Here is a 22,655-nt window from a genome sequence, read left to right on the forward strand (position 1 = left end):
TTCTTCAACGCGCGGCCAAGGCTCCTGTCAAACAAGCGGGCGCAGCCCGCCTAATCGCCCATCTTCAGCGCCTGGATAAACGCCTCCTGCGGGATATCCACCTTGCCGAACTGGCGCATCCGCTTCTTGCCCTCTTTCTGCTTGTCGAGCAGCTTGCGCTTTCGTGAGACGTCGCCGCCGTAGCATTTTGCGGTGACGTCCTTGCGCAGCGCCGAGATGGTCTCGCGGGCGATGACCTTGCCGCCGATCGCGGCCTGGATCGGGATCTTGAACAGATGGTGCGGGATCAGCTCCTTCAGCTTCTCGCACATCTGGCGGCCGCGCTTTTCCGCCGCGGTGCGGTGGACCAGCATCGACAGCGCGTCGACCGGCTCTTCGTTGACCAGGATCGACATCTTGACCAGGTCGCCTTCCTTGTAGTCGGTCAAATGATAGTCGAACGAGGCGTAGCCCTTGGAGATCGACTTCAGCCGGTCGTAGAAGTCGAAGACCACCTCGTTGAGCGGCAGGTCGTAGATCAGCATGGCGCGTTTGCCGACATAGGAGAGGTCGGCCTGAATGCCGCGCCGGTCCTGGCAGAGCTTCAGGATGCCGCCGAGATAGTCGTCCGGGGTGAGGATGGTGGCGCGGATCCATGGCTCCTCGATGGCCGATATCTTGACCACGTCGGGCATGTCGGCCGGGTTGTGCAGTTCCTTGACCGAGCCGTCGTTCAACAGCAGGCGGTAGACGACGCTAGGCGCGGTGGCGATGAGGTCGAGATTGAACTCGCGCTCCAGCCGCTCCTGGATGATTTCGAGATGCAGCAGGCCGAGGAAGCCGCAGCGATAGCCGAAGCCGAGCGCGGCGCTGGTTTCCATTTCAAAGGAGAAGGACGCGTCGTTGAGGCGCAGCTTGCCGACAGCGGCGCGCAGATCCTCGAAATCGGCGGCGTCGACCGGGAACAGGCCGCAGAACACCACCGGCTGTGCCGGCTTGAAGCCGGGCAGGGCCTGTGCCGTCGGCCGCTTGTCCTCGGTGATGGTGTCGCCGACGCGGGTGTCGGCAACCTCCTTGATCGAGCCGGTGAAGAAACCGAACTCGCCGGGGCCGAGCTCGTCGACATTGATGCGGGCTGGCGTAAAGACGCCGGTGCGCTCGACCAGGTACCTGGCGCCGGTACCCATCATGCGGATGGTCTGGCCCTTTTTCAAGACGCCGTCGATGATGCGGACCAGCACGATGACGCCGAGATAGGCATCGTACCAGCTATCGACCAGCATCGCCTTCAGCGGGGCCGCGATGTCGCCCTCGCGCGGCGGCGGCAGATCGTTGACGATCGCTTCCAGCACGTCGGGAATGCCGAGCCCGGTCTTGGCCGAGATCAGTACGGCGTTGGAGGCGTCGATGCCGATCACCTCCTCGACCTGTTCGCGGATGCGCTCGGGCTCGGCGGCGGGCAGGTCGACCTTGTTCAGCACCACGACGATTTCGTGGTTGTTGTCGATCGCCTGGTAGACATTGGCCAGCGTCTGCGCCTCGACGCCTTGCGAGGCGTCGACGACCAGCAGCGAACCTTCGCAGGCGGCGAGCGAGCGCGACACTTCATAGGCGAAGTCGACATGGCCGGGCGTGTCGATCAGGTTGAGGATATAGTCCTGTCCATTGTTGGCGCGGTATTTCAGCCGCACCGTCTGCGCCTTGATGGTGATGCCGCGCTCGCGCTCGATGTCCATCGAGTCCAGCACCTGCTCCTTCATGTCGCGCAGCTCCAGCCCGCCGGTCGACTGGATCAGCCGGTCGGCAAGCGTGGATTTGCCATGGTCGATATGGGCAACGATGGAGAAGTTGCGGATGTTCTTGATCGGCGTGGTCATGCGGCGCGCTTTAGCAGGGGCACGGTACATCGGCAAGCGGCGGGACGCGGGTGCGGCGGCGGGGCGGCAAAGTCGTTAAACTTTGATCCATGAGATTAGAGCATAGTTTGCGCCCGGCGTGGTAGCCCACCGGTCTATCGCCGTTTCGGGGGGATCGGAATGCCGCCGTCAGCACGCAAATTTCTCAGATCGGTGAGCGGCTCGTTCGCGCCATTGCTCGCCATCTTGCTTATCCCGATGGTTGCCGCATTGGGTTTTTCCATCGACTATACCTCCGCGGTTTCAACCAGGGCATCGATGCAGAACGCCCTCGATGCAGCGTCGCTGTCGATCACGACGCTTGCGACGACCACGACGTTGGCGGACCGCCAGGTAAGCCTGCAGGACTCATATCTGGCCAATGGCGGGCAAGGCACGGCCAAGCTCGACAGCTTCGTCGTCGCCACCGACGGCGCCGCCAGCATCAAGGCTTCGGCCGGCTTTGCCATGCCGACGAATTTCATGCAGATCGCGAGGATCAACACGGTGCAGGTCGGCGTTGCGTCGGCAGTGACAAAGCAGCCGGCATTGGTGGAGGCCACGTTCAAGGTCGACAAGATCTCTGGCTGGTGGGACAAGACGGTGACGCTCTACGGCACCAAATTCGGGGACACGGTGGCCAACAAGCTGATGAGGATCTCCTACGCGTACAACAGGTTTGGCGATCCCAAAGGCTACGGGACGTCCTCTGTTTACACGATCAACGGAACGACGGAGACGCTGGTCCAGAAACAAGTATGCACGACCGTCACGGTGACCAGCTTCTATGGCTTGCCCACCGGCACAATCACTCAGATCAGCGGCACCAGGAAATACGCAACCACCTGCGTCAACACGATGTATCCCGCGACCGGCGCCGGTGCGGTGATCGATGTGAAGGACATGGATAACCTGTCTCTGGAGATGAAGATTCCGAATCCCAATCCTGGTCTTGGCGGCGGCTATCTGGCCTCGGGCACGAAAGAAACCCTGCGATCGGACGATCCGGCCACGTCCGACCGATTGTTCATCGACAAGGTCAAGACACTGGCCAATACGACTGTCGACATCTTTGAGGCCGTGCCGTGCGGCATCACCAGCAGTCAAGCGTGGGAAGATGGCGGATCACTTACCAACAACACCATAGACGATGCCGATTTTTCCTATTTTGTGACCGGCAAGTGCGCGTTCAACAAGCGGCCTTCGGAAACCGTGCTCACACAATAGGGGCGACTTGAGTGCCTACCTCCCCCTTGTGGGTCCTCAAGGGGGAGATCGGACATCGCCTCGGCCCTCGCCAATGCTCTAGGAACTCGGACTTCTCCTCAATCACGAAGCGGTGATGCTGTAACGAAGCGTGCGTCGGCGGCGAAGTGTGGACATGACACGATGTCTGCGCAGGAGAAATGCGATGCCCGGATCGACAGCGAAACGCAGCACAGCCCTGATGGGGCTCGCCGCGGCACTGTTTTCCGCGACTGTGCTGTCGGCAACCAGCGCGGCCGCCGGCGAGACGCTGACCGTCGTCGAGCTGTTCACCAGCCAGGGCTGCTCGTCCTGTCCGCCGGCCAACGCCAATCTGATCAAGGTCAAGGACCGGCCCGGCGTGCTGGCGCTGTCCTTCAACGTCACCTACTGGGACTATCTCGGCTGGAAGGACACATTCGGCAAAGAAGAATTCACGCAGCGCCAGGTCCGCTATGAACCGTCGCTCGGCCGTTCCGGCCCGTTCACGCCGCAAGTGGTGGTCAATGGCAGGGCCGATGCCGTCGGCGCCAGGCCGGGCGAGATCGAGCAGCTGATTTCGAGCGGCGGCCACGGTGACGGACCTTCGCTGTCGCTCGCCGGCGGAAAGGTCAGCATCGGCGCCGGTCCGGTGCCCGGCGGCAAGGCCGACGTCTGGCTGGTGCGTTACGGCAAGGGCATCGTCGACGTGCCGGTGGCGCGCGGCGAAAACACCGGCCGCACGCTGCCGCACGCCAACGTCGTGCATTCGCTGACCAGGCTGGGCAGTTGGACCGGCGACGCCACCGCACTGCCGCTGCCGGCGGCGACGGGCGGCCTCAGCACAGCGGTGCTGGTGCAGGTGCCGGGCGGCGGGCCGATCCTTGCTGCCGCTACGAACTAGAAACCCTGCCGAAATTTTCACAACGCGCAGCGGCGCCGCCGCATGCGATCAACCCTGCCAGAACCCTAGGAGATCATCATGACCAATCGTTTGACCAATCGCCCGACCCTGGCGGCACTCGCCTTCGCACTTTGCTCGACGGCGCTGTTCGCAGGAGGCGCGGCGCGGGCCGAAGATGCGATGAAGCCGGCGATGGCGACAAACGCCATGAAGCCGGCAACGGATGCCATGAAGCCGGCCGGCGCCATGGCCGCTGACGCGATGGCCACGACCGCGATGAGGGCGGGCGATCCGATGAAGGCCGACTGCATGAACAAGGCCGCCGCCGAGACGGACGCCATGAAGAAAGCCGAAGCGACCAAGGCCTGCGATGCCATGGCTCCGACCAAATAGGCGATGCGCACAGCAATGTGAGAGCCCGGCGGACCTATCCGTCGTATAATCCAAACCAGCATCATGGGAGATCAGACATGACCGGAGCCGTGAAACGATCGTCGATTTTCGCAAAAGCAGCACTTGCCGCGCTCATCCTCACGGCCGCCGCGGCCGTATTCTGGCAGACGCCGGCAGTCTCGGCCGAAGACGCGGTGGTGATCCCGCCGCCGGCAATGGACGAGAAGGCCACCGCCGGCACCGAAAAGGCGGTCTTCGCCGGCGGCTGCTTCTGGGGTGTGCAAGGCGTGTTCCAGCACATCAAGGGCGTCACCAGCGCCGTTTCCGGCTATGCCGGCGGCGACCAGGACACGGCCGTCTATGAAATGGTCGGCACCAGCCGGACGGGCCATGCCGAATCCGTCGAGATCACCTACGAGCCGTCCAAGGTGACCTACGGCCAGCTGCTGCAGGTATATTTCTCGGTCGCGCACAACCCGACGCAACTGAACTACCAGGGCCCGGACAGCGGCACCCAGTACCGTTCGACGATCTTTGCCGAAAACGACGCACAGAAAAAGATCGCCGAAAGCTACATCGCCCAGCTCGACAAGGCCAAGGTGTTTCCCAAGCCGATCGTGACGACGCTGGAGACCGGCAAGACCTTCTATCCGGCCGAGGACTATCACCAGGACTTTCTGACGCTCAACCCGACCTATCCCTATATCGTCTACAATGATCTGCCCAAGGTCGAGAATCTGAAGCGGCTGTTCCCCAACCTCTACAGTGAAAAGCCGGTGCTGGTGCTGGCCGCCAACAAGAGCTGAGCTTTTGCGGGGGGCCTGCTGATCTCCCCTCTTGAGGGGGAGATGGCCGGCAGGCCAGAGGGGGTCGGTTCGGTTGGCGCGACGCGGTCCGGCATATCGAGGAAGACGAAGTTGGCACTCCACGCGCGGCGACCCCCTCTGTCGCTTTCAGCGACATCTCCCCCTCAAGGGGCCCTCAAGGGGGGAGATCAGCAGTTTCCGCGCTTCGCACTAGTCCCCCTTTTTCCAGGGCAGGCTCCAGCGCACCTTCTCCAGCGTCGCCTTTGCCTCGGCCGAGTCCGGGTCGGGTTCTGTCTCGCGATAATGCGCCGAGCCCTCAGGCGGGTAGGCAAGTGTGTTGTTGAGGGCGAATTTGTCGATCTGGCTGAAGTCGGGGAAAGGCAGGTTTTGCGCCTCGCGCCAAGCGCTGACCCTTTTCTCCGCGGCGATGCGTTTTTCGTCGTCGACCGGAAGGTCGGTGGCTCTGTATTCCAGTGACGAAGGGAAGGCGAACTGCGCGCCGGCATCATCCATGATGTTGATCATGGACAACAGGATGTCCTCGCGTATGGCTTGAAAATCGGCCACGTCGGCGGTTTTGACATAAGTGAACACGTCGATATCGAGCGAATAGGCGCCGAAGCCGGCAAAGCGCACGCGGCACGGCTCATCGATGACGCGCGGATGGGCAATCAGCAGCTTGCGCAGCTCGGCCAGGACGTAACGTAGCTGATCGGGCCTTAGCCTCGATACGGCCGTTATAAAGCGGGTACACGCCGTTTACGTCAGTGCCCGTCTGCTCGAACTTGATCTGGGCGCCGCCGCCGCGCCACTTCGTGTCCCACACGCCCGTCCAGTTGGCCGCGTCCTGGGCATGCGCCTGCGGCATGGCCGGCAGCAGGCCGGCAAGCGCGAGTGCGCCGATCAGCGCGACCGTCCGGATCAGCAAAAGCAGCAGCCGATCCTGTCCTGCCGCAGAAAAGGGGTTCATTCTGTTGCCCTTCTTCTTGCCGGCGATTCTGCTGGTCCGGCCAGAGAAGGTTATTCCGCTTGAAGATGAATATTCTGTTTCAGGCTGCGACGGCGATGCCGGTCAGTCATAGGTCAGATCCGTCGCCTTGCCGGCGAACACCCGGTAGGCAAAGAACGAATAGAAGATGATGATCGGCAGCACGACGACCGTCCCGACCAGGATGACGGCCAGGCTTTCGGGTGCCGAAGCAGCCTGCCAGATGGTCAGCCGGTCGGGCACCACGAAGGGGTAGAACGACCAGGCGAGGCCGGCAAAGCCGAGCGTGAAGATCGCGGCCAATGTCAGGAACGGGAGCAGCGCGTGGCGGTCGCCGGGTTTCGGCAGATGGAAGGTCTGGCGCCACAGCCACAGGAACAGCACTGCCGACAGGATCGGCAGCGGCGACAAATAGAGCATGGCCGGCCAGACGAACCATTTGTCGAAGATGCGCGCGCTGGCAAAGGGCGTGGCCAGCGATACCGCGACCATGCCGAGCGCGGTCAGCACCAGCGCCGTCCGCAGCCACAGCACCGCCTTCTTCTGCAGATCGCCTTCGGTCTTATAGATGACCCAGGCCGCGCCCATCGCCGCGTAGGCCGCGGCAAGGCAGAGCGCCACCAGCGCGCCGAAAGCGACGCCGCCGGGGCCGACGTCGAGGCCGAGCACATAGACGCCGAGCATATAACCTTGCGCCAGCGACGCGACGACCGAGCCGAGGAAAAAGATGCGGTTCCAGCGGTGCTTCCTGCCGGCCGGCACCTTGGCGCGGAAATCGAAGGCGACGCCGCGCAGGATCAAGCCGACCAGCAGCACGAAGACCGGAATGTAGAGCGCCGTCAGAATGGTGCCATGCGCCAATGGGAAGGCGACCAGCAGCAGGCCGACCGCCAGCACCAGCCAGGTCTCGTTAGCGTCCCAGAACGGGCCGATGGCGGCGATCATCGTATCCTGTTCGGTGTCTTCGGCTGCGGCGAACAGGATGCCGATGCCGAGATCGAAGCCGTCGAGGATGACGTAGATCAGGATAGCGAGGCCCATCAGCCCGGCGAAGATCAGAGGCAGCAGGGTCGGCCAGTCGACGCTCATGATGTTTCTCCTGGTTGCGCAACCGGCTGCGACAGCGGCCTGTTCATGACGCCCGGTAGCGGCGAGGTGTCACCATCCTTCGCCGCCTTCAATGCCAGATGCACCAACACGCCGAGATAGGCGATCAAGAGCAGCACGTAGAGGATGAGATAGACCGCGAGCGACAGCGCGACATGGCTGCCGGCGACCGGCCCGACAGCATCGGCGGTACGCAGCACGCCGGTGACCAGCCAGGGCTGGCGGCCGATCTCGGTGGTGTACCAGCCGGCCAGCGTCGCCAGCCAGCCGGACAGCGCCATCGGCACCATGACAAGCGCCAGCGGCTTGGGCAGGCCGTGGCGGCGCTTGAGGAAGAAGGCCGCCGACCAGGAGACGGCGAGCATCAGGAGGCCGGTGCCGACCATGATGCGAAAGCCCCAGAACACCGGAAATACGGGCGGATGGTTGCCGGCATAATCGTTCAGACCCGGCACGATGCCGCCGGCGCTGTGCCTGAGGATGAGGCTGGCGCCATCCGGAATGGTGAGCTCGAACCTGTTCTGCTTGGCCGCTTCATCGGGAAGAGCAAACAGCACCAACGGCACGTTGGGACCGGTGTTCCAGTTGGCTTCCATGGCGGCGATCTTCTGCGGCTGGTGTTCCAGCGTGTTGAGGCCGTGCTGGTCGCCGGCAAAGATCTGGATGGGAATCAGGATAGCGGCGGTGAAGACGCCGGTGCGCAGGGCCTTCCACATCGATTCCGAGCGATCGCCGTAGAGATAGCGCAGCGCCGACAGGCCGGCGATCAGGAACGAGACGGTCAGCCCCGAAGCAAGCAGCATATGAACGAGCCGGTAGGGCATGGACGGATTGAAGACAACGGCCCACCAGTCGGTGGCGTGCGCAACACGATTGCGCATCTCGAAACCGGCCGGTGTCTGCATCCACGAATTGAGCGCGATGATCCAGAAGGCGGACAAGGTGGTGCCGCCGGCCACCAGCACCGTCGCCAGCGTATGGACGCGGTTCGAGACGCGGCGGAAGCCGAACAGCATGATGCCGAGGAACGCCGCCTCGAGGAAGAAGGCGGTCAGGATTTCGTAGGCCAGCAGCGGGCCGGCAATGTTGCCGACCGTCTCCATATAGCCCGGCCAGTTGGTGCCGAACTGAAAACTCATGGTGACGCCGGAAACCACGCCCATGGCGAAGGACAGCGCGAATACCTTAACCCAGGTGAAATACGCGCGCATCCAGGCGGAATCGTTTGTCGCGTTGTAGCGGAGCTTGAAGAACAGCAGCACCCAGCCGAGCGCGATGGTGATCGCCGGGAACAGGATGTGGAACGAGATGTTCGCGCCGAACTGTATGCGCGACAGAATGAGCGGGTCCATGGCGGCTCCGGCTGCTGCTTGTTTGTTGAAGGATAGGCTTGATGCACCGGACGGTCAAAGCGGCGTCCCGCCGCGAGGCGGAACGCCGCAGTGCGGTTAATCTGCTTTTGCGTGGAATTTGGCTGGACGACCGGGCAGGTGTTGCCTATTCCGGCGAACCTCGATGTCCAGAACTGTCGGGAGCGCCATTGACATCCGGATTTGCGGACCGACATTCAGCGGATTAAATCAACAACTCTGTTTCAAGCAGTCGTTTTCAGCCATGCAGCCGATCATCTCGATTTCCGGGGTCACCAAGACCTACGCCACCGGCTTCAAGGCGCTGAAGGAGATCAATCTCGACATCGTGCGCGGCGAGATCTTTGCGCTGCTCGGGCCGAATGGCGCCGGCAAGACAACGCTGATCTCGATCGTCTGCGGCATCGTCAACCGCTCGTCGGGTTCCGTCACCGTCGACGGCCATGACATCAACCGCGACTACCGCGCCGCGCGCAGTCTGATCGGGCTGGTGCCGCAGGAACTGACCATCGACGCCTTCGAGAGCGTGTGGGCGACGGTCAACTACAGCCGCGGCCTGTTCGGCAAGCCGGCGGACAAGGCGTTCGTCGAAAAGGTGCTGCGCGACCTGTCGCTCTGGGACAAGAAGGACGCCAAGGCGATCACGCTGTCCGGCGGCATGAAGCGCCGGCTGATGATTGCCAAGGCGCTGTCGCACGAACCGCGCATCCTGTTCCTCGACGAACCGACGGCAGGCGTCGACGTCGAGCTGCGCCAGGACATGTGGGCGATGGTGCGCCGGCTGCGCGAAGACGGCGTCACCATCATCCTGACCACGCATTACATCGAAGAAGCCGAGGCGATGGCCGACCGCGTCGGCGTCATCAACCGCGGTGAGATCGTGCTGGTGGAGGACAAGGCCGAGCTGATGCGCAAGCTTGGCCGCAAACGGCTTGTGCTGGAACTGCGCAGTCCCCTGGCCACCGTTCCCGATGCTTTTTCGCACTACGCGCTGGAGCTTTCGCCGGATGGCGGACAGCTGACCTATACTTATGACAACCAGAGCGAACGGCCGGGCGTCGCCTCGCTGATCCGCGAGCTCGAGGCGGCCGGCATCCAGTTCCGCGACATCGATACGGAAAACAGCTCGCTCGAGGAGATCTTCGTCAACCTGGTGAGGAAACCGGCATGAACCTGCGCGCGGCCATGAATCTTCATGCGGTATGGGCGATCTATCGGGTGGAGATGGCGCGCGCCCTTCGCACTGTGCTGCAGAGCATCGTTTCGCCGGTGATTTCGACGTCGCTCTATTTCGTCGTCTTCGGTTCGGCCATCGGCTCGCGCATCACCGAGATCGACGGCATCAGCTACGGCGCCTTCATCGTACCGGGGCTGATCATGCTGTCGCTGCTGACGCAATCGATCTCCAACGCCTCTTTCGCCATCTATTTTCCGAAATTCGTCGGCTCGATCTACGAATTACTGTCCGCGCCGGTGTCCTATCTGGAGATCGTCATCGCCTATGTCGGGGGCGCGGCGACAAAGTCGATCGTGCTTGGCCTGATCATCCTGGCGACGGCCTCGCTGTTCGTGCCGCTGACGATCCAGCATCCGTTCTGGATGCTCGCCTTCCTGGTGCTGACGGCGGTGACCTTCAGCCTGTTCGGCTTTATCATCGGCATCTGGGCGAAGAGCTTCGAGCAGCTGCAGCTGGTGCCGCTGCTGATCATCACGCCGCTGACCTTCCTCGGCGGCAGCTTCTATTCGATCAACATGCTGCCCGGCATCTGGCGCACGGTGACGCTGTTCAACCCGGTGGTCTACCTGGTCAGTGGGTTCCGCTGGAGCTTCTACGGCAAGTCCGACGTTTCGGTCGGCGTCAGCCTCGGCATGACGGTGGTCTTCCTGCTCATCTGCATAACGATCGTCGCCTGGATCTTCAGGACCGGCTACCGGCTGCGCAACTGATCGAACGGGCCTCGTCCAGGCGAAGCAGCCTGACCGATCGACCTTTCCTGGCCGAAGGCGATAGGCCTGCGCCCGATGCCTGGAACCCGCGCTTGAATGCCTCGATCTTGCTTTTCATGCATTGTTATATATCATGTTATCGGTGTTCATGGGGATGAATTGGCCTATGGAAGACGTCATACGATCGCTTGGCTTTCTGTGCCTGGGCAGCAGGCTGAAGCGTATAGGCGAGCAACTGCAAGCGGAGGCGCAGCGCCTGCTCGACAGGCTGGATGTCCCGGTTCAGGCGAGCCAATACCCGCTGCTGGCCGCGCTCGACAGGCTGGGTCCGCTGTCGGTCGGGGAACTGGCGCAATCCCTTGGCATCGCGCAGCCAGGCGTAACGCGAAGCGTCTCGCTTCTGGCCGAATTGGGACTGCTCGAAGTCAGTCCGTCGACCGATGACCAGCGGCGCAGGATCGTCTCGCTTACTCGGGACGGCCGGCGGCTGGTCGATGTCGCAAAGCGCGACGTCTGGCCTTGCATCGAGAACGTGGTCGCGGATTTGTGCGCAGGTTTTTCGGGGCCGCTTCTTGAGCAGCTGGCTGCCATCGAGGACGGCCTCGCCGCTGCTCCTCTCGACCGTCGTGTAAATAAGCCTGAGGGTGCCGCGCAATGAGACATCTGCTCGACCGCCCTATCTGGAGCGCGCTTCAGACGCGACATCGGGCCTTCGCGGAGGGTGACAACCTCGCCATGCGATATCGGCCGTCGATCGTCCCTTTCGCCGCCACTGGCGCGGACGACCCGGAAAGCCTGCGGGCGCTCGAAAACCTTGTCTCCCCGGGCGAGAGTATGATCCTGCTTCAAGCGGACGCGATTGCTCTGCCCACGGGGCTTTCCGCGACTTCGACCGCAGCCGGGGTTCAGATGATCGCCGAGCAGCCATTGCAGATCGTCTCCGACCCGCGCGTGCATCGTCTGACCCGAGACGATGCTGCTGAGATGCTCGCCCTGGCATTGCTCACCAAGCCTGGCCCATTCACGCTCGAAGCCTTGAGCCTGGGCGATTTTTGGGGTGTGAAAATCGAGGGCAGGCTCGCGGCAATGGCCGGCGAGCGCATGAAGCAACCTGGCTATACCGAACTCAGCGGGGTGTGCTCACATCCGGAATTTCGCGGCGGTGGCCTAGGAAAGCTGCTGTCCCTATTAGTGGCAAACCGGATAGTGGCGCGCGGCGAAGTTCCCTATCTCCACGCCTATGCCAGCAACGCCGCGGCCATAGCGTTATACGAGTCCATCGGCTTCAGGTTGCGAAGCACAATGAATGTGGCCGTGGTTCAGCGCACCGAATGATTAGTCGGCGCATGATGCGCAGCATGGATGCATCCCGTATCGGAAGGAAGGATTTCGTACCGCCGAAATCCTTCCTTGAGACTGCAAGAGCTGGCTGCGTGTCAGACCGCGATCTTGCCGCCGCCTTGCCTGGTGATGGCAACGACCGCCGGGCGCACCGGCATGTCCGGCTTGAAGTCGGGCCAGCGCGTCGACAAATCCTCATAGTAGGACGGACGGCCGAAAGCCTCCCAGTCCTCGCCGCCGTCGCCCGGATGCTGGACCGCAACGAAGGCGGTCTGGTCGTCCGGCGCAAACAGGGGACCGCACATTTCGGCGCCGATCGGCACGCGGAAGAACAGCTTTGATGTCGCCCGTGCCGTCCCCTCCGTATCGACAGCCCACAGACCATCGGTGCGGCCGGTGGCTTTCGGGCCTTGGCCGTCGGTGGCGACCCAGAGGCGGCCAGCCGAATCTACCGTGCAATTGTCCGGCATGCCGAACCAGCCATTGGCGGTGGTTGCGGTCGAGAAGGTGGCGCCGACGTCGGCCACAGCGGGATCGCCGCATTTCAGCAGGATTTCCCACCTGCCCTTTGTCGCGGTGAAATCACCGCCGTCCTCGACGATCTCGATGATGTGGCCAAAGGCATTTTCGGCACGCGGGTTGGCGGCGTCGACCTGGTCGGCCTTGCGCTTCGAATTGTTGGTCAGCATGACATAGACCTTGCCGTTGGCGGCATTGGGCTGGATGTCTTCCGGGCGGTCCATCTTGGTGGCGCCGAGCAGGTCGGCGGCGCGGCGCGTCTCGATCAGCACATCGGCCTCGCCGGCAAAGCCGTTCTCCGCCGTCAGCGGCCCTTGGCCGAAGACGATCGGCAGCCATTCGACCGAACCGTCGTCGGCAAACTTGGCGACATGCAAGGTGCCGTCGTCGAGCAAATCCATGTTGGCGGCGCGGTTGTCCGGATCGAACTTGCCTGTGGTGACGAACTTATAGACATAGTCGAAGCGCTCGTCGTCGCCGAGATAGAAGACGACACGGCCATCCTGGGCGACGATCGATTCGGCGCCCTCATGCTTGAAGCGGCCCATCGCGGTGCGCTTCCTCGGCGCCGAAGTCGCATCCTGGACGTCGACCTCGACGATCCAGCCGAAGCGGTTCGGCTCGTTCGGCTCCTTGCCGATGTCGAAACGGTCGTAATGCGCTGCCCATTCATAGGCACCTTCGGGAATGCCGAGGCGCTTGTAATTGGCCGCCTCCTTGTGGCCCTGCGGCAGCTCGCCCGAGAAATAGCCGTGGATGTTCTCCTCGGCCATGACATAGGTGCCCCACGGCGTGACGCCGCCGGCGCAATTGTTGATGGTGCCGATGACCTTCGTGCCGGTCGGATCGGCGCTGGTCTTGACGCGGTCGTGGCCGGCGACCGGGCCGGAGAGCGCGATCTCGGTGTTGGAGGTGATGCGGCGGTTGAGCTTGCCGTCGCGAACGACCTGCCATTTGCCTGATACCTTGCGTATCTCGACGATAGTGCCGCCATGCGCGGCCATCTCGACATCGACTTGCTCCTTGCTGAGGGGCGCCTGCTTGGCTTTGCCATCGACGATGGTGACGAGGCCCGGAAACATCAGGTGCGGATTGGTGTATTCGTGATTGACGACCAGCAGGCCGTGCTCGGCCGAGCCGTCGATCGGGATATAACCGACATAGTCGTTGTTGTAGCCGAATTGTCTGGCCTGGGCTTCCGCCGACTGTTTTGTCGGATCGAATCCCGGCGAATCGGCGAACAGCGGATCGCCCCAGCGCAGCAGCACGTCGGCGTCATAGCCAGGTGCGACGTGATGCTTGTCGTCGATGCCGGCCTCGAGCTCGTCGAAAGCGAAGGCGGAGCCTTCGGCGGCGCGGGCGTTGTCGGCGGTGATCAGCGCCAGCGGGCTGACGGTAGCGGCTATGGCCGAGACGGCAAGCGAACCCTTGAGGAAGCCGCGGCGTGAGAACCGCGCGGCGATGATCTCACCCATGGTGCGGTTGTCGGTGGGATTGGCTCCTGGCCCATCGTTTTCCTCGAGCAGGCTGGTGCGGAAATGGGCGTCAGGGGTGCGATGTTCGGTCATAGGGCCTGCCTCTGGCTGGATGGATTGCTGGAGCGTGTTGCCTGGCCAATCCGGTATTACCGGCAGGTCACAGTTTGATGACATGCCGGCTAAATTGCCACCTGCGATTTCGTATCCAACATCGGCCCCGCTTGACCGCGACCGGCGCTTCGGAAACAAGAGCTGCGGCAGGCGGTAGGGACCGCATCGGGAGGAACAAAAGTGAGTTTCTGGGGACTTGGGCAGCTCTGCGTCTCGACGGTGATCTTCCTGCTGGCGGCGATGGCCGCAAAACAGTGGGGGCTGGCGCCGAGCCTCGGCAAGATCGTGCTGACGTTGGCGCTCTACTCGCTGGGCAATCTGATCATGCTGAGGCTGATCCGTGAATTCGGCATGTCGGTGTCGTTCAGCCTGTCGGCGGTGATCCAGCTGGTGTCGGTGAATGTGGTGGCGCTGGTCTTCTTCGGCGAACGCGTCAATGCCTTGCAGGCAACCGGCATCGTGCTTGCCATCGCAGCTGTGGCGCTGATCACGCTCGGGCCCTATCTGCAAAGGCTGTAACTGCGATCGGGCCGATGAAGAAGATTGCAAGCAGACTGCCCAACTGGCTGGAGTTCCCGGTTCTGCTGGCCGGGCTGGTCATTGCCGGCGGGCTGTGGGGGTTCGAGGAGCTGATGGAGCTGGCGCGGGCGACCACGCCGCATGCCTTCGACACCGAAATCCTGCTTGCCTTCCGCAAGGCCGGCCAGCCCGACAATCCGATCGGACCGGCGTGGCTGGAAGGGGCGATGCGCGACATCACCAGCCTCGGCAGCGCCAGCGTACTGCTGCTGATCACGGCAGCAATGATCGTCTATCTGCTCCTTATCCGCAGGCCAGGCGCGGCGCTTCTCATGTTCGTCGCGGTAGCGGGCGGCCAGCTCCTGTCAAGCGTGCTGAAATTCGACATCGACCGGCCGCGCCCCGATCTGGTCTCGCATCTCGCCGATGTGGCATCGCTTTCGTTTCCGAGCGGCCACGCCATGCTGTCGGCGGTGACGTATTTGACGCTGGGCAGCATGGCGGCGCGGGTTTTGCCCGGGCGCACAACGAAGATCTATGTACTCGGGCTGGCGGTGCTGACGACAGTGGTGGTCGGCATCAGCCGCATCTATCTCGGCGTCCACTGGCCGTCCGACGTATTGGCCGGCTGGTGCGCCGGCTTTGCCTGGGCGATGCTGTGCTGGCTTGCGGCACGGTTCCTGCAGCGATGGCTTGGGCGGGCCGACGGCACCTGACTCAAATCAGCCTGTTGATCAGGCCATGACCGCAGCCTGCCAGCAGGAAAACCATCGACAGCAAGGCTGTCGAGGTTGCCAACGCTTTGAATATCTTCACCCGCTCATCCTTTTGAAGTCGTTCCTGTGAAATCGGGATCGCAGCGGATGTCCCGCCAAACGATGCCGAGGTTTGTAGCATGACAGCGCATCGGCTGGCAAAGAGTGCTGCATGTTTGGAGGCAGATCATCAATCCTTGGTGCAGGAAGACGTCGCCGCCCGCGCCAGCGCAGGAACTTCATCCTCGACTGTTCGGCGGTGCCGTTCTTCGATTCGACGGCAGCCAATGTCATCGAGGGCGCGGCCCACAAGGCGAGCCGCGCCGGCGTTCGCTTCATTATATCAGGCGCTTCAGCGCAGGATACGCCGCATGCTGATCAACCACGGCGTCAAGCGGCCGCTGGTGACTTACGCGCCTCGATCACGGATGCGCGGGCGCAGCTGAGGAGAGCCGCGCCCGCCGCTTGAGCTGGCAACGCCGGCTTAGTCGAGGCCCAACGCTGAGACCTCGCCCTCGTTCATCAGCGGCACGAAGATTGTCGACCTGCCGTCGGTGCCGATGTCGGCGCTGCCCGGCTTGAACGTCGCAACCGCTTGCGGCGTGCCGCCGGCTTTGTAGCGGTAGAGCGTGCCGGTCATATACGCGGTGGCGTAGATGCTGCCGCCGATGGCAACGACGCCATCGAGGTTGGCAAACTTTTCCGCGCCAGCCAGTGGCGAAACGGCCTTGGTAGCAAGATCGACCGAGAGCAGGCCGCCCGGCTCCGCGGTGCTGAAGTCGGGCTTGATGCCCTTGCCCCAGGAAGCGACGATCAGCCGGCCGCCATCGGCGAAGATGCCATTCGGCGAAGCAAGCGCCGCATCCCTGACGAACAGTTCGGGCCGGTCGCGGTCGATGCGATAGATCGTATCGGCAAGCATATCCGTGACGTAGACATTGCCGGATGCATCAGCGGTCATGTCGTTGAGAAAGACCGCGTTCGGCACGTCGATCGTCGATGTTAGCTTGCCGCTTGCGAGGTCGACGACGCGCACATGGGTGAGGTCGGCGACGTAGAGTTTGCCGCCGACAATCGCCATGCCCTTGGGCGCGTCCATGCCGTCGGTCCAGTGTTGCGTGACTAGCTTGCCGTCCATCGACAGGATCGACAGATAGCCGTTGCCGTCGGCTTCGCCGGGATTGCCGACGATGTTCGAGACGATAACGCGCTGGCCGGCGGCGTCGAACAGCGCCGATTCAGGCTGCTCGAGGCCGCCGGTGCGCCAGAGTTCAGCGGCCTGAACTGCCGGCGCGGCGGCGATGCCGACCAGGGCGAGAAGCATCGAGGTGAAGAGGCTCTTCATGGCTAGTCTCCTGTAATGGACTGGCGGAGAGCTAGGCCTTTCGATACTTTTCGGGAAGAGCTATCAGGACTAGTACCGAAGGCTGATACCAAATCGTGCAAAAGAGGTGCATCCCATGAACGGCCTGATCTTCGAAGCGCTGAAGCGGACGCTTAAGGCAAAGGGCATCACCTATCGCGTCCTTGCCGAGCGGATGGGTGTTTCCGAGCCGACGGTGAAGCGCATCTTCCACGAGCGCAACTGCAAGCTCGACCGGCTGATGGAGATCTGCACTGCCGCCGGCGTAGAGTTGGAAAACGTGCTCGGCTCAATGAACAGGGGACCAGGACCCGCCAACCAGATCGCGCCGGAGATCGAGCGCAAGCTCGCCGGGCGGCCGGCACTGCTGTTCGTCTTTGTCATGCTTTCCGAGAAATTCACGCCCGAAGGCATCATGCGCTCACAAGGGCTGAGCGAGGCTTCGATGTTCCTCTATCTGCGCGAGCTCGAGGAACTCGGCCTGGTCGCGCTCGGTCGCGGCCTGTCGGCAAGGCTGCTGATCGAGGCGCCGATCCAGTGGAATTTCGAGGGGCCATTGCGGCCGCTGTTCGAGACGACCAACAAGAATTTCATCGGCTGGGCCATCACCCATCTTGAGCGCGAGTCGACGTTCGTCAGCTTCTCCAGGCGGATGCGGCCGGAAACGGCGGAAATGGTCAGGCGCGAGGCGGAGGAATTGGCGGAGCGCGCCAAATTGCTTGCTCATCACGACCAGCACACGACGCCTGAAGACCGACTGGTCGGCTACAAATGGACGTTTGCGTTCGGCGCAACGCCGTTCCCAGTGATCATGCCGATCGGGCCGCATCCGCGCGACGCAGGCGCACGGACCGACGATCGAGTTGCGGCTGCCGCAAACGGACGACGTCTGCCGGCCTAGGTCAAAATGCAGAACGACCGAGTCCGGGCTGTTGGCGGCAGCCAGTCTGACTGAGCTTCTTACCCCTGAGTATCGGCCGCAAACCGGTTCTCAGAGGGTCCCCTGCTCAAACACAAGATCGAGCGGCTATTCGGCGGTCTTGTTCGCCACCTTGTCATCCCAGACCATCTGCCGGTAGTCGAAGCCGTATTCCAGCGTTGGCTTGACAATACGGAAATAGGGCGACAGGTCGAAATCGCGCGGCGTGTAGAGCGAGTGATGGCGGATGTGCAGGATTTCCCTGCGCGAAAAGCTCGACTGGGCCGAGGCACGGCCAGGCGCCCGGGTAATCTCCGGCAGGATCGGGTAGCGGATCAGGCCATACGCCTCGGCGATCAGCGACGAGCAGATGGCGCGCGTCGGGTCGCCGGAACCGAAAGCCAGCATGCGGCGGCGCCAGCGCACCGGCACCGGCGGCGTCGGCAAGAAGTAGCGCAGCATGTCGAATATGTTCCTGAGATCGTATCTGAGACCGAGCCTGCCGATCATGAACGCGACGACCGCTTCGCGATCGTCCGGAGCCAGGCCACTCGCCCGGCAGATGCGGGTGTTGTAGCTGCGATAGCGCGACAGCGGCACGGCGATGCAGCCATCGCCGAGCGTGACCTCGATCAGGCGCCGCCGCTCCGATCCGTCCTCCGGCTCCGGTAATGCATCGCCGATATAGAAGGCGGCATGCGACCAGGTCGACTGGGTGAGGTATTTGATCGCCGCCGAGATCTTCTGGTTGCCTTCGATGAGCAGGATGTCGCCGGGCTCGAGCGTGCGGCGCAACGTTTCGGCGTCCGACGGCGTGTAAGGCTCGTAGCCGGACGATTCCTCCTGCAGCCGGCCGGCAAGCCAGCGGCCAAGTCGGTCCAGAAGCGTGTCGCCGGGCTCGGTCATGCCAGACGGCGATTACCACAGGGCGGCAAGTTAGACCATGATCAGCCCACGCCAGGCGTGCCGGCGTCTTCGTGCGCAACTGTGAGATCTTCGCGCGCCTTACGGGCGAACTTCCTCGTCGAGCGCTTCGGGCTGTCGCCGAAAAGCTCGGCCGCCTCGGCGAGGCAGGTCTTTTTCAGGCTCTTTTCCGAACGCTTCAGCAGCTTGGCAAGCAACCGCGTCTCTTCAGCAGGACCGAGTGGCTGGTCCTCGGCATCGAGAAGCGCGCGCATGACGAACACATCGTGCAGCTCGCCGAGCCGCTCGCCCAATTCGTCGACGGCCCTGCGCCGCGTTTTGATCGGCGTCGGCCACAGCCGGCCGAGCAGCGACAGGTGCATGCCATGCGTCTTGGCCGCCTTGCGCAGGTCGTGAAAGTCATCGGCTTCGCCGCGCGAAGCCGCCTTGTCCAGCGCTTTCCTGGCACGGCGCAAAGTGGTGCGCGCGCCTTCGGCGAGCACGTCGGCAGCCTGCTCCGGCTTGTCGGGCAGAGCGAGCTTGTCGATCCGGGCGACACCTTCCTCGCAAGCGGAAATCGCCGCGCCTATCGCAGCATCGAGGCCTCCTCCGCCATGCAGTTCATGCTGGCGCGCGACGAGCCTGTCACGCACGGCACCGAGGCCATCGCCGGCACTTTGCTCGGGAAAGCTTGGCGCCAGCCGGTCGATTGTTTCGACCAGCGCGGTCGCCTCGCGCGGGCCGGCAAGCAGGGCCGCCACCTGGCGGTAGCACTGATTCTCCGTCACGCAGAATGTTTCGTCTCCGGAACGGACAAGGCGCAGCAAGGCGCGGACGTTCTTCAGCCGTTTGCGGCATTTGTGCAGCCCCGGTTCGGGCCTGTCACGCGCCGCGTTCAGATGGTCGATCACCTTGCCGATCTCCTCGGCGAGGATGCGCCTGACCTCTCCGGTCAGCGACATGCGCGGATCGATACGAAAGCTCATGCGACGATCTCCGGAATCCCCCCAAGGGCGAGCGACGCGTTGTAAAATCTCGGCTCGCCGGTGACTTCACGGCCGAGCCAATGTGGCAGCATTTCGTCCTGTATATCATCCGGCGTCTCGAGCTCGGCGATCACCAACCCCGCAAGCGTCCCGCCGAAGACATCGACTTCGTAGCGATAGCCGCGATGTTTAACATGGTGGCGTGTCTTCTCGATGACATGTCCGATGGCAAAGGCCTGCATCTCCTGCGCCTCCGCCAAAGGTACCGGATATTCGAATTCATCGCGCTCGCGTGCCTGGCTGCCGAACTTGAGCGTCAGCTTGGCGGCCGCATCGTTGCTGATGCGAACACGAACCGTACGGCTGGGTTCGGCGACAAGATAGAATTGACGGATATGAATGTCCGCCTCGACCATTGCCCGCCATTCCTCACCTGAGACCAGGAATTTACGCTCGATTTCCTTGCCCATGGCCAGGCACTAAAGCGCGCACGGCCAGAGTTGGCAAGCCGCTTGACCGCACTTGACTTTAATCATTCGATTGATTAAATTGTGGCCATGATCAAATCGCCCAGCGCCAGCGGCCTTCCTCATGAGGCGCCCAAGACCGCCGCCGATATGACGCGGGCGGCACTTGTCCGCGCGGCGTTGAAACTGTTCGGACGGCAAGGTTTCGACGGCACCTCGACGCGCCAGATCGCGGCGGAGGCCAAGGCCAATATCGGCTCGATCGCCTATCATTTCGGCGGCAAGGAAGGGCTCCGCAACGCGGCGGCCGACTACATCGTCGACACCATCCAGACCGTTGCCGGCCAGGCGATCGGCAATCTGCAGGCGCCGGTCGCGGCATTGGTCGACACCGAGGCCGCGCGGGCACATTTAGCCGTCGCACTGGAGCGGATGGTCGCCTTCATCGCGGCAAGGCCGGAAGCCGGCGAGATTGTACAGTTCGTCCTGCGCGAGCTGTCGCATCCTACCGCGGCGCTCGACCGTATCTATGACGGCGTGTTCGAACCGGCGCATAACCGGCTCTGCCTGATCTGGGAACAGGCGACGGGCGAGCCGGCCGAGAGCGAGCGCACAAAACTCACCGTGTTCACGCTGATTGGCCAGGTCGTCTATTTCCGCATCGGCCGCGAGGCGGTTATGCGCCGCATGGGCTGGCGCGAGATCGGCAATGACGAGGCCGGAAAGATCGCGGCGGTGGTGACGGATAATCTCAGCGCGATTTTGGCTCGGCGCGATTTGGCTGTCCGGAAGGATCGTGGATCATGAGCCTGCTCTGTTCTTTGCCGCTTGCCGCCCAGCTTTTCAGCGCCTGCGCGCCGGGAGCACCGCTCGCCGTCGGCTACGTCGAGGGCGACTACGTCCTGCTCGCGCCGATCGAGGTGGCGCAGGTCGAGACGATTGCGGTCAAGCGCGGCGACCGCGTCGCGCCCGGCACGCCGGTGGTGACGCTGGAAAACGCCGACGCCAAGATCGCCATCGCACAAGCCGAGGCGGCCCTTGCGCAGGCCCAGGCGCAACTTGCCGACCTGCAGGTCGGCAAGCGGCCTGAAGAGATTGCGGTGCTCAAGGCGCAGCTCGACATGGCCAAGGCGCAAGCCGCCGACGCCAAACGCCGTTACATCCGCGCCAGCGATCTGTTCAAACGCGGCACCGGCACACAGGCCGACTACGACACGGCTTCCGCGACGCTGGAGACGGCCAACGCGCAGGTCGGCCAGGCGGAGGCCAATCTCGCCGTCGGCGGCCTGCCGGCACGGCCGGAGACGATCAAGGCCGCCGACAATCAGGTCAGGCAGGCGCAGTCGGCGCTGGAGCAAGCGCAATGGCGGCTGTCGAAGCGCGTGCTGACGGCGCCCTCGCCCGGCCGGGTCAACGATGTCATCCGCTATCCTGGCGACACGGCCGGGCCGACCGCGCCGGTCATCTCCATGCTGCCGGATGGCGCGGTGAAGCTCAGCGTCTATGTGCCGGAAAGCGCGTTCTCCTCGGTCGACGTCGGCACGCTGCTCAACGTCCATTGCGACGGCTGCGGATCGGGCGTGAAGGCTCGCGTCAGCTACGTGTCGCCGGATCCGGAATTCACGCCGCCGGTGATCTACTCGCTCGAGACCCGGCAAAAGCTGGTCTATCTGGTCGAAGCGCGGCCGGAGGGCGACGCCAGCGCATTGCAGCCCGGGCAGATCGTCGACGTCGATCTGGCGGACATCGGAAAATGAACGTCATCGACGTGCACGGCCTGGTCAAACGCTTCGGCGACAAGACCGTCGTCGATCATGTGACTATGGCTGTGGCCGAGGGCGAGATCGTCGGCTTCCTCGGGCCGAACGGCTCGGGCAAGACGACGACCATCCGCATCATGTGCGGCTTGCTGACGCCGGATGAGGGCGAAGGCACCGTTCTGGGCTTCGACATCCGCACCGACAGCCTGCGGATCAAACGCGAAGTCGGCTACATGACGCAGAGATTCTCGTTCTACGAAGATCTCACGATCGGCGAGAATCTCGAATTCGTGGCACGGCTCTACCGGCTGAAGCCGCTCGACGAGCACGTTGCTAAGACGCTTGAGGAGCTCGGCCTGACATCGCGCAGGAACCAGTTGGCCGGCACCCTGTCCGGCGGCTGGAAGCAGCGGCTGGCGCTGGCCGCCTGCATCATGCACAAGCCGAAACTGCTGCTGCTCGATGAACCGACGGCGGGCGTCGACCCGAAAGCGCGACGCGAATTCTGGGACGAGATCCACCGGCTGGCGAGCGGCGGCCTGACCGTGCTGGTCTCCACCCACTACATGGACGAAGCCGAGCGCTGCCACCGCATCAGCTACATCTCCTACGGCAAGATGCTGGCCACCGGCACGGTCGAGGACGTGGTGAGGAATGCCGGGCTGACCACCTTCGTCCTGCAAGGGCCGCGGCTCGATCAGGTCGCTGCCGCACTTCATGGCCGCCCCGGCGTCGACCAGGTGGCGCCGTTCGGCGCGACGCTGCATGTCGTCGGCTCCGACAGGACGGCACTTCAGGCAGCGCTCGCCGATGTCGAGAAAGAGCACGAGGGCGTTACGGTGACGCCCGGCGAGACCAGCCTGGAAGATGTGTTCATCCAGTTCATGTCCGGTTCGAAGGACAACATGGGATGAAAAATGG

Annotated in this window: 25 protein-coding genes and 1 pseudogene; 15 read left to right on the top strand and 11 right to left on the bottom strand. The window is 63.2% G+C overall.

What is annotated here, in order from left to right:
- Window positions 1–50: 50 nt before the first annotated feature.
- Both lepA and NKI39_RS28395 read right to left on the bottom strand, forming a co-directional pair.
- Window positions 51–1,856 carry a translation elongation factor 4 gene (gene lepA / locus NKI39_RS28390; protein ID WP_352836003.1) on the bottom strand — a complete coding sequence of 602 codons (1,806 nt, stop codon included), beginning with the start codon at window positions 1,854–1,856 and terminating at the stop codon, window positions 51–53.
- A gap of 134 nt (window positions 1,857–1,990) precedes the next feature.
- A complete protein-coding gene (locus NKI39_RS28395) occupies window positions 1,991–2,119 on the bottom strand; it encodes a hypothetical protein (RefSeq protein ID WP_352817959.1) in 129 nt (42 codons plus the stop codon).
- Between NKI39_RS28395 and NKI39_RS28400 the strand changes: the two genes are divergently transcribed.
- The 4 genes from NKI39_RS28400 (at window position 2,070) to msrA (ending at window position 5,201) form a co-directional block, all read left to right on the top strand.
- Window positions 2,070–3,101, top strand: coding sequence for a pilus assembly protein TadG-related protein (locus NKI39_RS28400; RefSeq protein ID WP_352836025.1), 1,032 nt, complete (start codon window positions 2,070–2,072; stop codon window positions 3,099–3,101). The two genes, NKI39_RS28395 and NKI39_RS28400, sit on opposite strands and share 50 nt — an antisense overlap.
- 184 nt (window positions 3,102–3,285) lie before the next feature.
- Entirely contained in the window at window positions 3,286–4,002 is a 717-nt protein-coding gene (locus NKI39_RS28405; RefSeq protein WP_502898622.1) for a DUF1223 domain-containing protein, read from the top strand.
- 78 nt (window positions 4,003–4,080) lie between these two features.
- Complete coding sequence (locus tag NKI39_RS28410) at window positions 4,081–4,395, top strand: hypothetical protein (RefSeq protein ID WP_352472837.1); 315 nt, start codon at window positions 4,081–4,083, stop codon at window positions 4,393–4,395.
- Window positions 4,396–4,472: 77 nt separating this feature from the next.
- A complete protein-coding gene (gene msrA / locus NKI39_RS28415; protein ID WP_352539816.1) occupies window positions 4,473–5,201 on the top strand; it encodes a peptide-methionine (S)-S-oxide reductase MsrA in 729 nt (242 codons plus the stop codon).
- A gap of 210 nt (window positions 5,202–5,411) precedes the next feature.
- Here the strand turns inward: msrA and NKI39_RS28420 are convergent, their stop codons facing one another.
- The 4 genes from NKI39_RS28420 to NKI39_RS28435 form a co-directional block, all read right to left on the bottom strand.
- Window positions 5,412–5,942: a hypothetical protein gene (locus NKI39_RS28420; protein WP_352836029.1), complete on the bottom strand. Its 531-nt coding sequence runs from the start codon at window positions 5,940–5,942 to the stop codon at window positions 5,412–5,414.
- The gene (locus tag NKI39_RS28425) at window positions 5,848–6,171 is read right to left on the bottom strand and encodes a hypothetical protein (protein WP_352614782.1); all 324 of its coding nucleotides are present in this window, start codon (window positions 6,169–6,171) and stop codon (window positions 5,848–5,850) included. The genes NKI39_RS28420 and NKI39_RS28425 overlap by 95 nt, the downstream gene beginning before the upstream one ends.
- 102 nt (window positions 6,172–6,273) lie before the next feature.
- On the bottom strand, window positions 6,274–7,278 hold the full coding sequence (locus NKI39_RS28430; RefSeq protein ID WP_352539814.1) for a cytochrome d ubiquinol oxidase subunit II: 1,005 nt from the start codon (window positions 7,276–7,278) through the stop codon (window positions 6,274–6,276).
- Window positions 7,275–8,648 carry a cytochrome ubiquinol oxidase subunit I gene (locus NKI39_RS28435; protein WP_352614778.1) on the bottom strand — a complete coding sequence of 458 codons (1,374 nt, stop codon included), beginning with the start codon at window positions 8,646–8,648 and terminating at the stop codon, window positions 7,275–7,277. Before NKI39_RS28435 ends, NKI39_RS28430 begins: the two co-directional genes overlap by 4 nt.
- Window positions 8,649–8,910: 262 nt before the next feature.
- Between NKI39_RS28435 and NKI39_RS28440 the strand changes: the two genes are divergently transcribed.
- The 4 genes from NKI39_RS28440 to NKI39_RS28455 all read left to right on the top strand — a co-directional run bounded on the left by NKI39_RS28440 (window position 8,911) and on the right by NKI39_RS28455 (window position 11,948).
- Window positions 8,911–9,837 carry an ABC transporter ATP-binding protein gene (locus NKI39_RS28440; protein ID WP_352472842.1) on the top strand — a complete coding sequence of 309 codons (927 nt, stop codon included), beginning with the start codon at window positions 8,911–8,913 and terminating at the stop codon, window positions 9,835–9,837.
- 14 nt (window positions 9,838–9,851) lie between these two features.
- Entirely contained in the window at window positions 9,852–10,613 is a 762-nt protein-coding gene (locus NKI39_RS28445; RefSeq protein WP_352614795.1) for an ABC transporter permease, read from the top strand.
- A gap of 166 nt (window positions 10,614–10,779) precedes the next feature.
- Window positions 10,780–11,271 carry a MarR family winged helix-turn-helix transcriptional regulator gene (locus NKI39_RS28450; RefSeq protein ID WP_352539811.1) on the top strand — a complete coding sequence of 164 codons (492 nt, stop codon included), beginning with the start codon at window positions 10,780–10,782 and terminating at the stop codon, window positions 11,269–11,271.
- Window positions 11,268–11,948, top strand: coding sequence for a GNAT family N-acetyltransferase (locus NKI39_RS28455; protein WP_352614776.1), 681 nt, complete (start codon window positions 11,268–11,270; stop codon window positions 11,946–11,948). The genes NKI39_RS28450 and NKI39_RS28455 overlap by 4 nt, the downstream gene beginning before the upstream one ends.
- A 101-nt stretch (window positions 11,949–12,049) precedes the next feature.
- Here the strand turns inward: NKI39_RS28455 and NKI39_RS28460 are convergent, their stop codons facing one another.
- Window positions 12,050–14,041 (bottom strand): PhoX family protein, encoded by a 1,992-nt coding sequence (locus tag NKI39_RS28460; RefSeq protein ID WP_352614773.1) that lies wholly within the window; start codon window positions 14,039–14,041, stop codon window positions 12,050–12,052.
- A gap of 201 nt (window positions 14,042–14,242) precedes the next feature.
- On the opposite strand from NKI39_RS28460, the gene NKI39_RS28465 reads away from it, so the two are divergent.
- From NKI39_RS28465 to NKI39_RS28475, 3 genes and pseudogenes are all read left to right on the top strand, one after another.
- Entirely contained in the window at window positions 14,243–14,581 is a 339-nt protein-coding gene (locus NKI39_RS28465; RefSeq protein WP_023679017.1) for a hypothetical protein, read from the top strand.
- A gap of 14 nt (window positions 14,582–14,595) precedes the next feature.
- On the top strand, window positions 14,596–15,297 hold the full coding sequence (locus NKI39_RS28470; RefSeq protein WP_352451848.1) for a phosphatase PAP2 family protein: 702 nt from the start codon (window positions 14,596–14,598) through the stop codon (window positions 15,295–15,297).
- A gap of 259 nt (window positions 15,298–15,556) precedes the next feature.
- Window positions 15,557–15,805 (top strand): annotated as a pseudogene (locus tag NKI39_RS28475) (sodium-independent anion transporter); the annotation flags it as partial.
- Window positions 15,806–15,820: 15 nt separating this feature from the next.
- Here the strand turns inward: NKI39_RS28475 and NKI39_RS28480 are convergent.
- Window positions 15,821–16,681: an SMP-30/gluconolactonase/LRE family protein gene (locus NKI39_RS28480; protein WP_352836007.1), complete on the bottom strand. Its 861-nt coding sequence runs from the start codon at window positions 16,679–16,681 to the stop codon at window positions 15,821–15,823.
- A 115-nt stretch (window positions 16,682–16,796) separates the two neighbouring features.
- Between NKI39_RS28480 and NKI39_RS28485 the strand changes: the two genes are divergently transcribed.
- Complete coding sequence (locus tag NKI39_RS28485) at window positions 16,797–17,600, top strand: helix-turn-helix domain-containing protein (protein ID WP_352451850.1); 804 nt, start codon at window positions 16,797–16,799, stop codon at window positions 17,598–17,600.
- Window positions 17,601–17,726: 126 nt separating this feature from the next.
- Here the strand turns inward: NKI39_RS28485 and NKI39_RS28490 are convergent, their stop codons facing one another.
- Genes NKI39_RS28490 through NKI39_RS28500 form a run of 3 tightly spaced genes read right to left on the bottom strand, consistent with a single transcriptional unit; the run spans window position 17,727 to window position 19,977 of the window.
- Window positions 17,727–18,524: a C40 family peptidase gene (locus NKI39_RS28490; protein ID WP_352684032.1), complete on the bottom strand. Its 798-nt coding sequence runs from the start codon at window positions 18,522–18,524 to the stop codon at window positions 17,727–17,729.
- 41 nt (window positions 18,525–18,565) lie between these two features.
- Window positions 18,566–19,507, bottom strand: coding sequence for a CHAD domain-containing protein (locus tag NKI39_RS28495; RefSeq protein ID WP_352836010.1), 942 nt, complete (start codon window positions 19,505–19,507; stop codon window positions 18,566–18,568).
- The gene (locus NKI39_RS28500; protein ID WP_352473606.1) at window positions 19,504–19,977 is read right to left on the bottom strand and encodes a CYTH domain-containing protein; all 474 of its coding nucleotides are present in this window, start codon (window positions 19,975–19,977) and stop codon (window positions 19,504–19,506) included. Before NKI39_RS28500 ends, NKI39_RS28495 begins: the two co-directional genes overlap by 4 nt.
- 87 nt (window positions 19,978–20,064) lie before the next feature.
- Between NKI39_RS28500 and NKI39_RS28505 the strand changes: the two genes are divergently transcribed.
- Genes NKI39_RS28505 through NKI39_RS28515 form a run of 3 tightly spaced genes read left to right on the top strand, consistent with a single transcriptional unit; the run spans window position 20,065 to window position 22,648 of the window.
- On the top strand, window positions 20,065–20,781 hold the full coding sequence (locus tag NKI39_RS28505) for a CerR family C-terminal domain-containing protein (protein WP_352836013.1): 717 nt from the start codon (window positions 20,065–20,067) through the stop codon (window positions 20,779–20,781).
- Entirely contained in the window at window positions 20,778–21,731 is a 954-nt protein-coding gene (locus NKI39_RS28510; protein ID WP_352817890.1) for an HlyD family secretion protein, read from the top strand. Before NKI39_RS28505 ends, NKI39_RS28510 begins: the two co-directional genes overlap by 4 nt.
- Window positions 21,728–22,648, top strand: a complete 921-nt coding sequence (locus NKI39_RS28515) for an ABC transporter ATP-binding protein (RefSeq protein WP_023679007.1) — start codon at window positions 21,728–21,730, stop codon at window positions 22,646–22,648. The genes NKI39_RS28510 and NKI39_RS28515 overlap by 4 nt, the downstream gene beginning before the upstream one ends.
- Window positions 22,649–22,655: the final 7 nt, after the last annotated feature.

Source organism: Mesorhizobium sp. M0664 (assembly GCF_040320565.1).
Lineage (GTDB): Bacteria > Pseudomonadota > Alphaproteobacteria > Rhizobiales > Rhizobiaceae > Mesorhizobium.

Coding starts and splice junctions, on each gene's coding strand:
- lepA (WP_352836003.1), bottom strand. CDS start 1,856: ATGACCACGCCGATCAAGAACATCCGCAACTTCTCCATCGTTGCCCAT.
- NKI39_RS28395 (WP_352817959.1), bottom strand. CDS start 2,119: ATGGAAAAACCCAATGCGGCAACCATCGGGATAAGCAAGATGGCGAGC.
- NKI39_RS28405 (WP_502898622.1), top strand. CDS start 3,286: ATGCCCGGATCGACAGCGAAACGCAGCACAGCCCTGATGGGGCTCGCC.
- NKI39_RS28410 (WP_352472837.1), top strand. CDS start 4,081: ATGACCAATCGTTTGACCAATCGCCCGACCCTGGCGGCACTCGCCTTC.
- msrA (WP_352539816.1), top strand. CDS start 4,473: ATGACCGGAGCCGTGAAACGATCGTCGATTTTCGCAAAAGCAGCACTT.
- NKI39_RS28425 (WP_352614782.1), bottom strand. CDS start 6,171: ATGAACCCCTTTTCTGCGGCAGGACAGGATCGGCTGCTGCTTTTGCTG.
- NKI39_RS28430 (WP_352539814.1), bottom strand. CDS start 7,278: ATGAGCGTCGACTGGCCGACCCTGCTGCCTCTGATCTTCGCCGGGCTG.
- NKI39_RS28435 (WP_352614778.1), bottom strand. CDS start 8,648: ATGGACCCGCTCATTCTGTCGCGCATACAGTTCGGCGCGAACATCTCG.
- NKI39_RS28440 (WP_352472842.1), top strand. CDS start 8,911: ATGCAGCCGATCATCTCGATTTCCGGGGTCACCAAGACCTACGCCACC.
- NKI39_RS28445 (WP_352614795.1), top strand. CDS start 9,852: ATGAATCTTCATGCGGTATGGGCGATCTATCGGGTGGAGATGGCGCGC.
- NKI39_RS28450 (WP_352539811.1), top strand. CDS start 10,780: ATGGAAGACGTCATACGATCGCTTGGCTTTCTGTGCCTGGGCAGCAGG.
- NKI39_RS28455 (WP_352614776.1), top strand. CDS start 11,268: ATGAGACATCTGCTCGACCGCCCTATCTGGAGCGCGCTTCAGACGCGA.
- NKI39_RS28460 (WP_352614773.1), bottom strand. CDS start 14,041: ATGACCGAACATCGCACCCCTGACGCCCATTTCCGCACCAGCCTGCTC.
- NKI39_RS28470 (WP_352451848.1), top strand. CDS start 14,596: ATGAAGAAGATTGCAAGCAGACTGCCCAACTGGCTGGAGTTCCCGGTT.
- NKI39_RS28480 (WP_352836007.1), bottom strand. CDS start 16,681: ATGAAGAGCCTCTTCACCTCGATGCTTCTCGCCCTGGTCGGCATCGCC.
- NKI39_RS28485 (WP_352451850.1), top strand. CDS start 16,797: ATGAACGGCCTGATCTTCGAAGCGCTGAAGCGGACGCTTAAGGCAAAG.
- NKI39_RS28490 (WP_352684032.1), bottom strand. CDS start 18,524: ATGACCGAGCCCGGCGACACGCTTCTGGACCGACTTGGCCGCTGGCTT.
- NKI39_RS28495 (WP_352836010.1), bottom strand. CDS start 19,507: ATGAGCTTTCGTATCGATCCGCGCATGTCGCTGACCGGAGAGGTCAGG.
- NKI39_RS28500 (WP_352473606.1), bottom strand. CDS start 19,977: ATGGGCAAGGAAATCGAGCGTAAATTCCTGGTCTCAGGTGAGGAATGG.
- NKI39_RS28505 (WP_352836013.1), top strand. CDS start 20,065: ATGATCAAATCGCCCAGCGCCAGCGGCCTTCCTCATGAGGCGCCCAAG.
- NKI39_RS28510 (WP_352817890.1), top strand. CDS start 20,778: ATGAGCCTGCTCTGTTCTTTGCCGCTTGCCGCCCAGCTTTTCAGCGCC.
- NKI39_RS28515 (WP_023679007.1), top strand. CDS start 21,728: ATGAACGTCATCGACGTGCACGGCCTGGTCAAACGCTTCGGCGACAAG.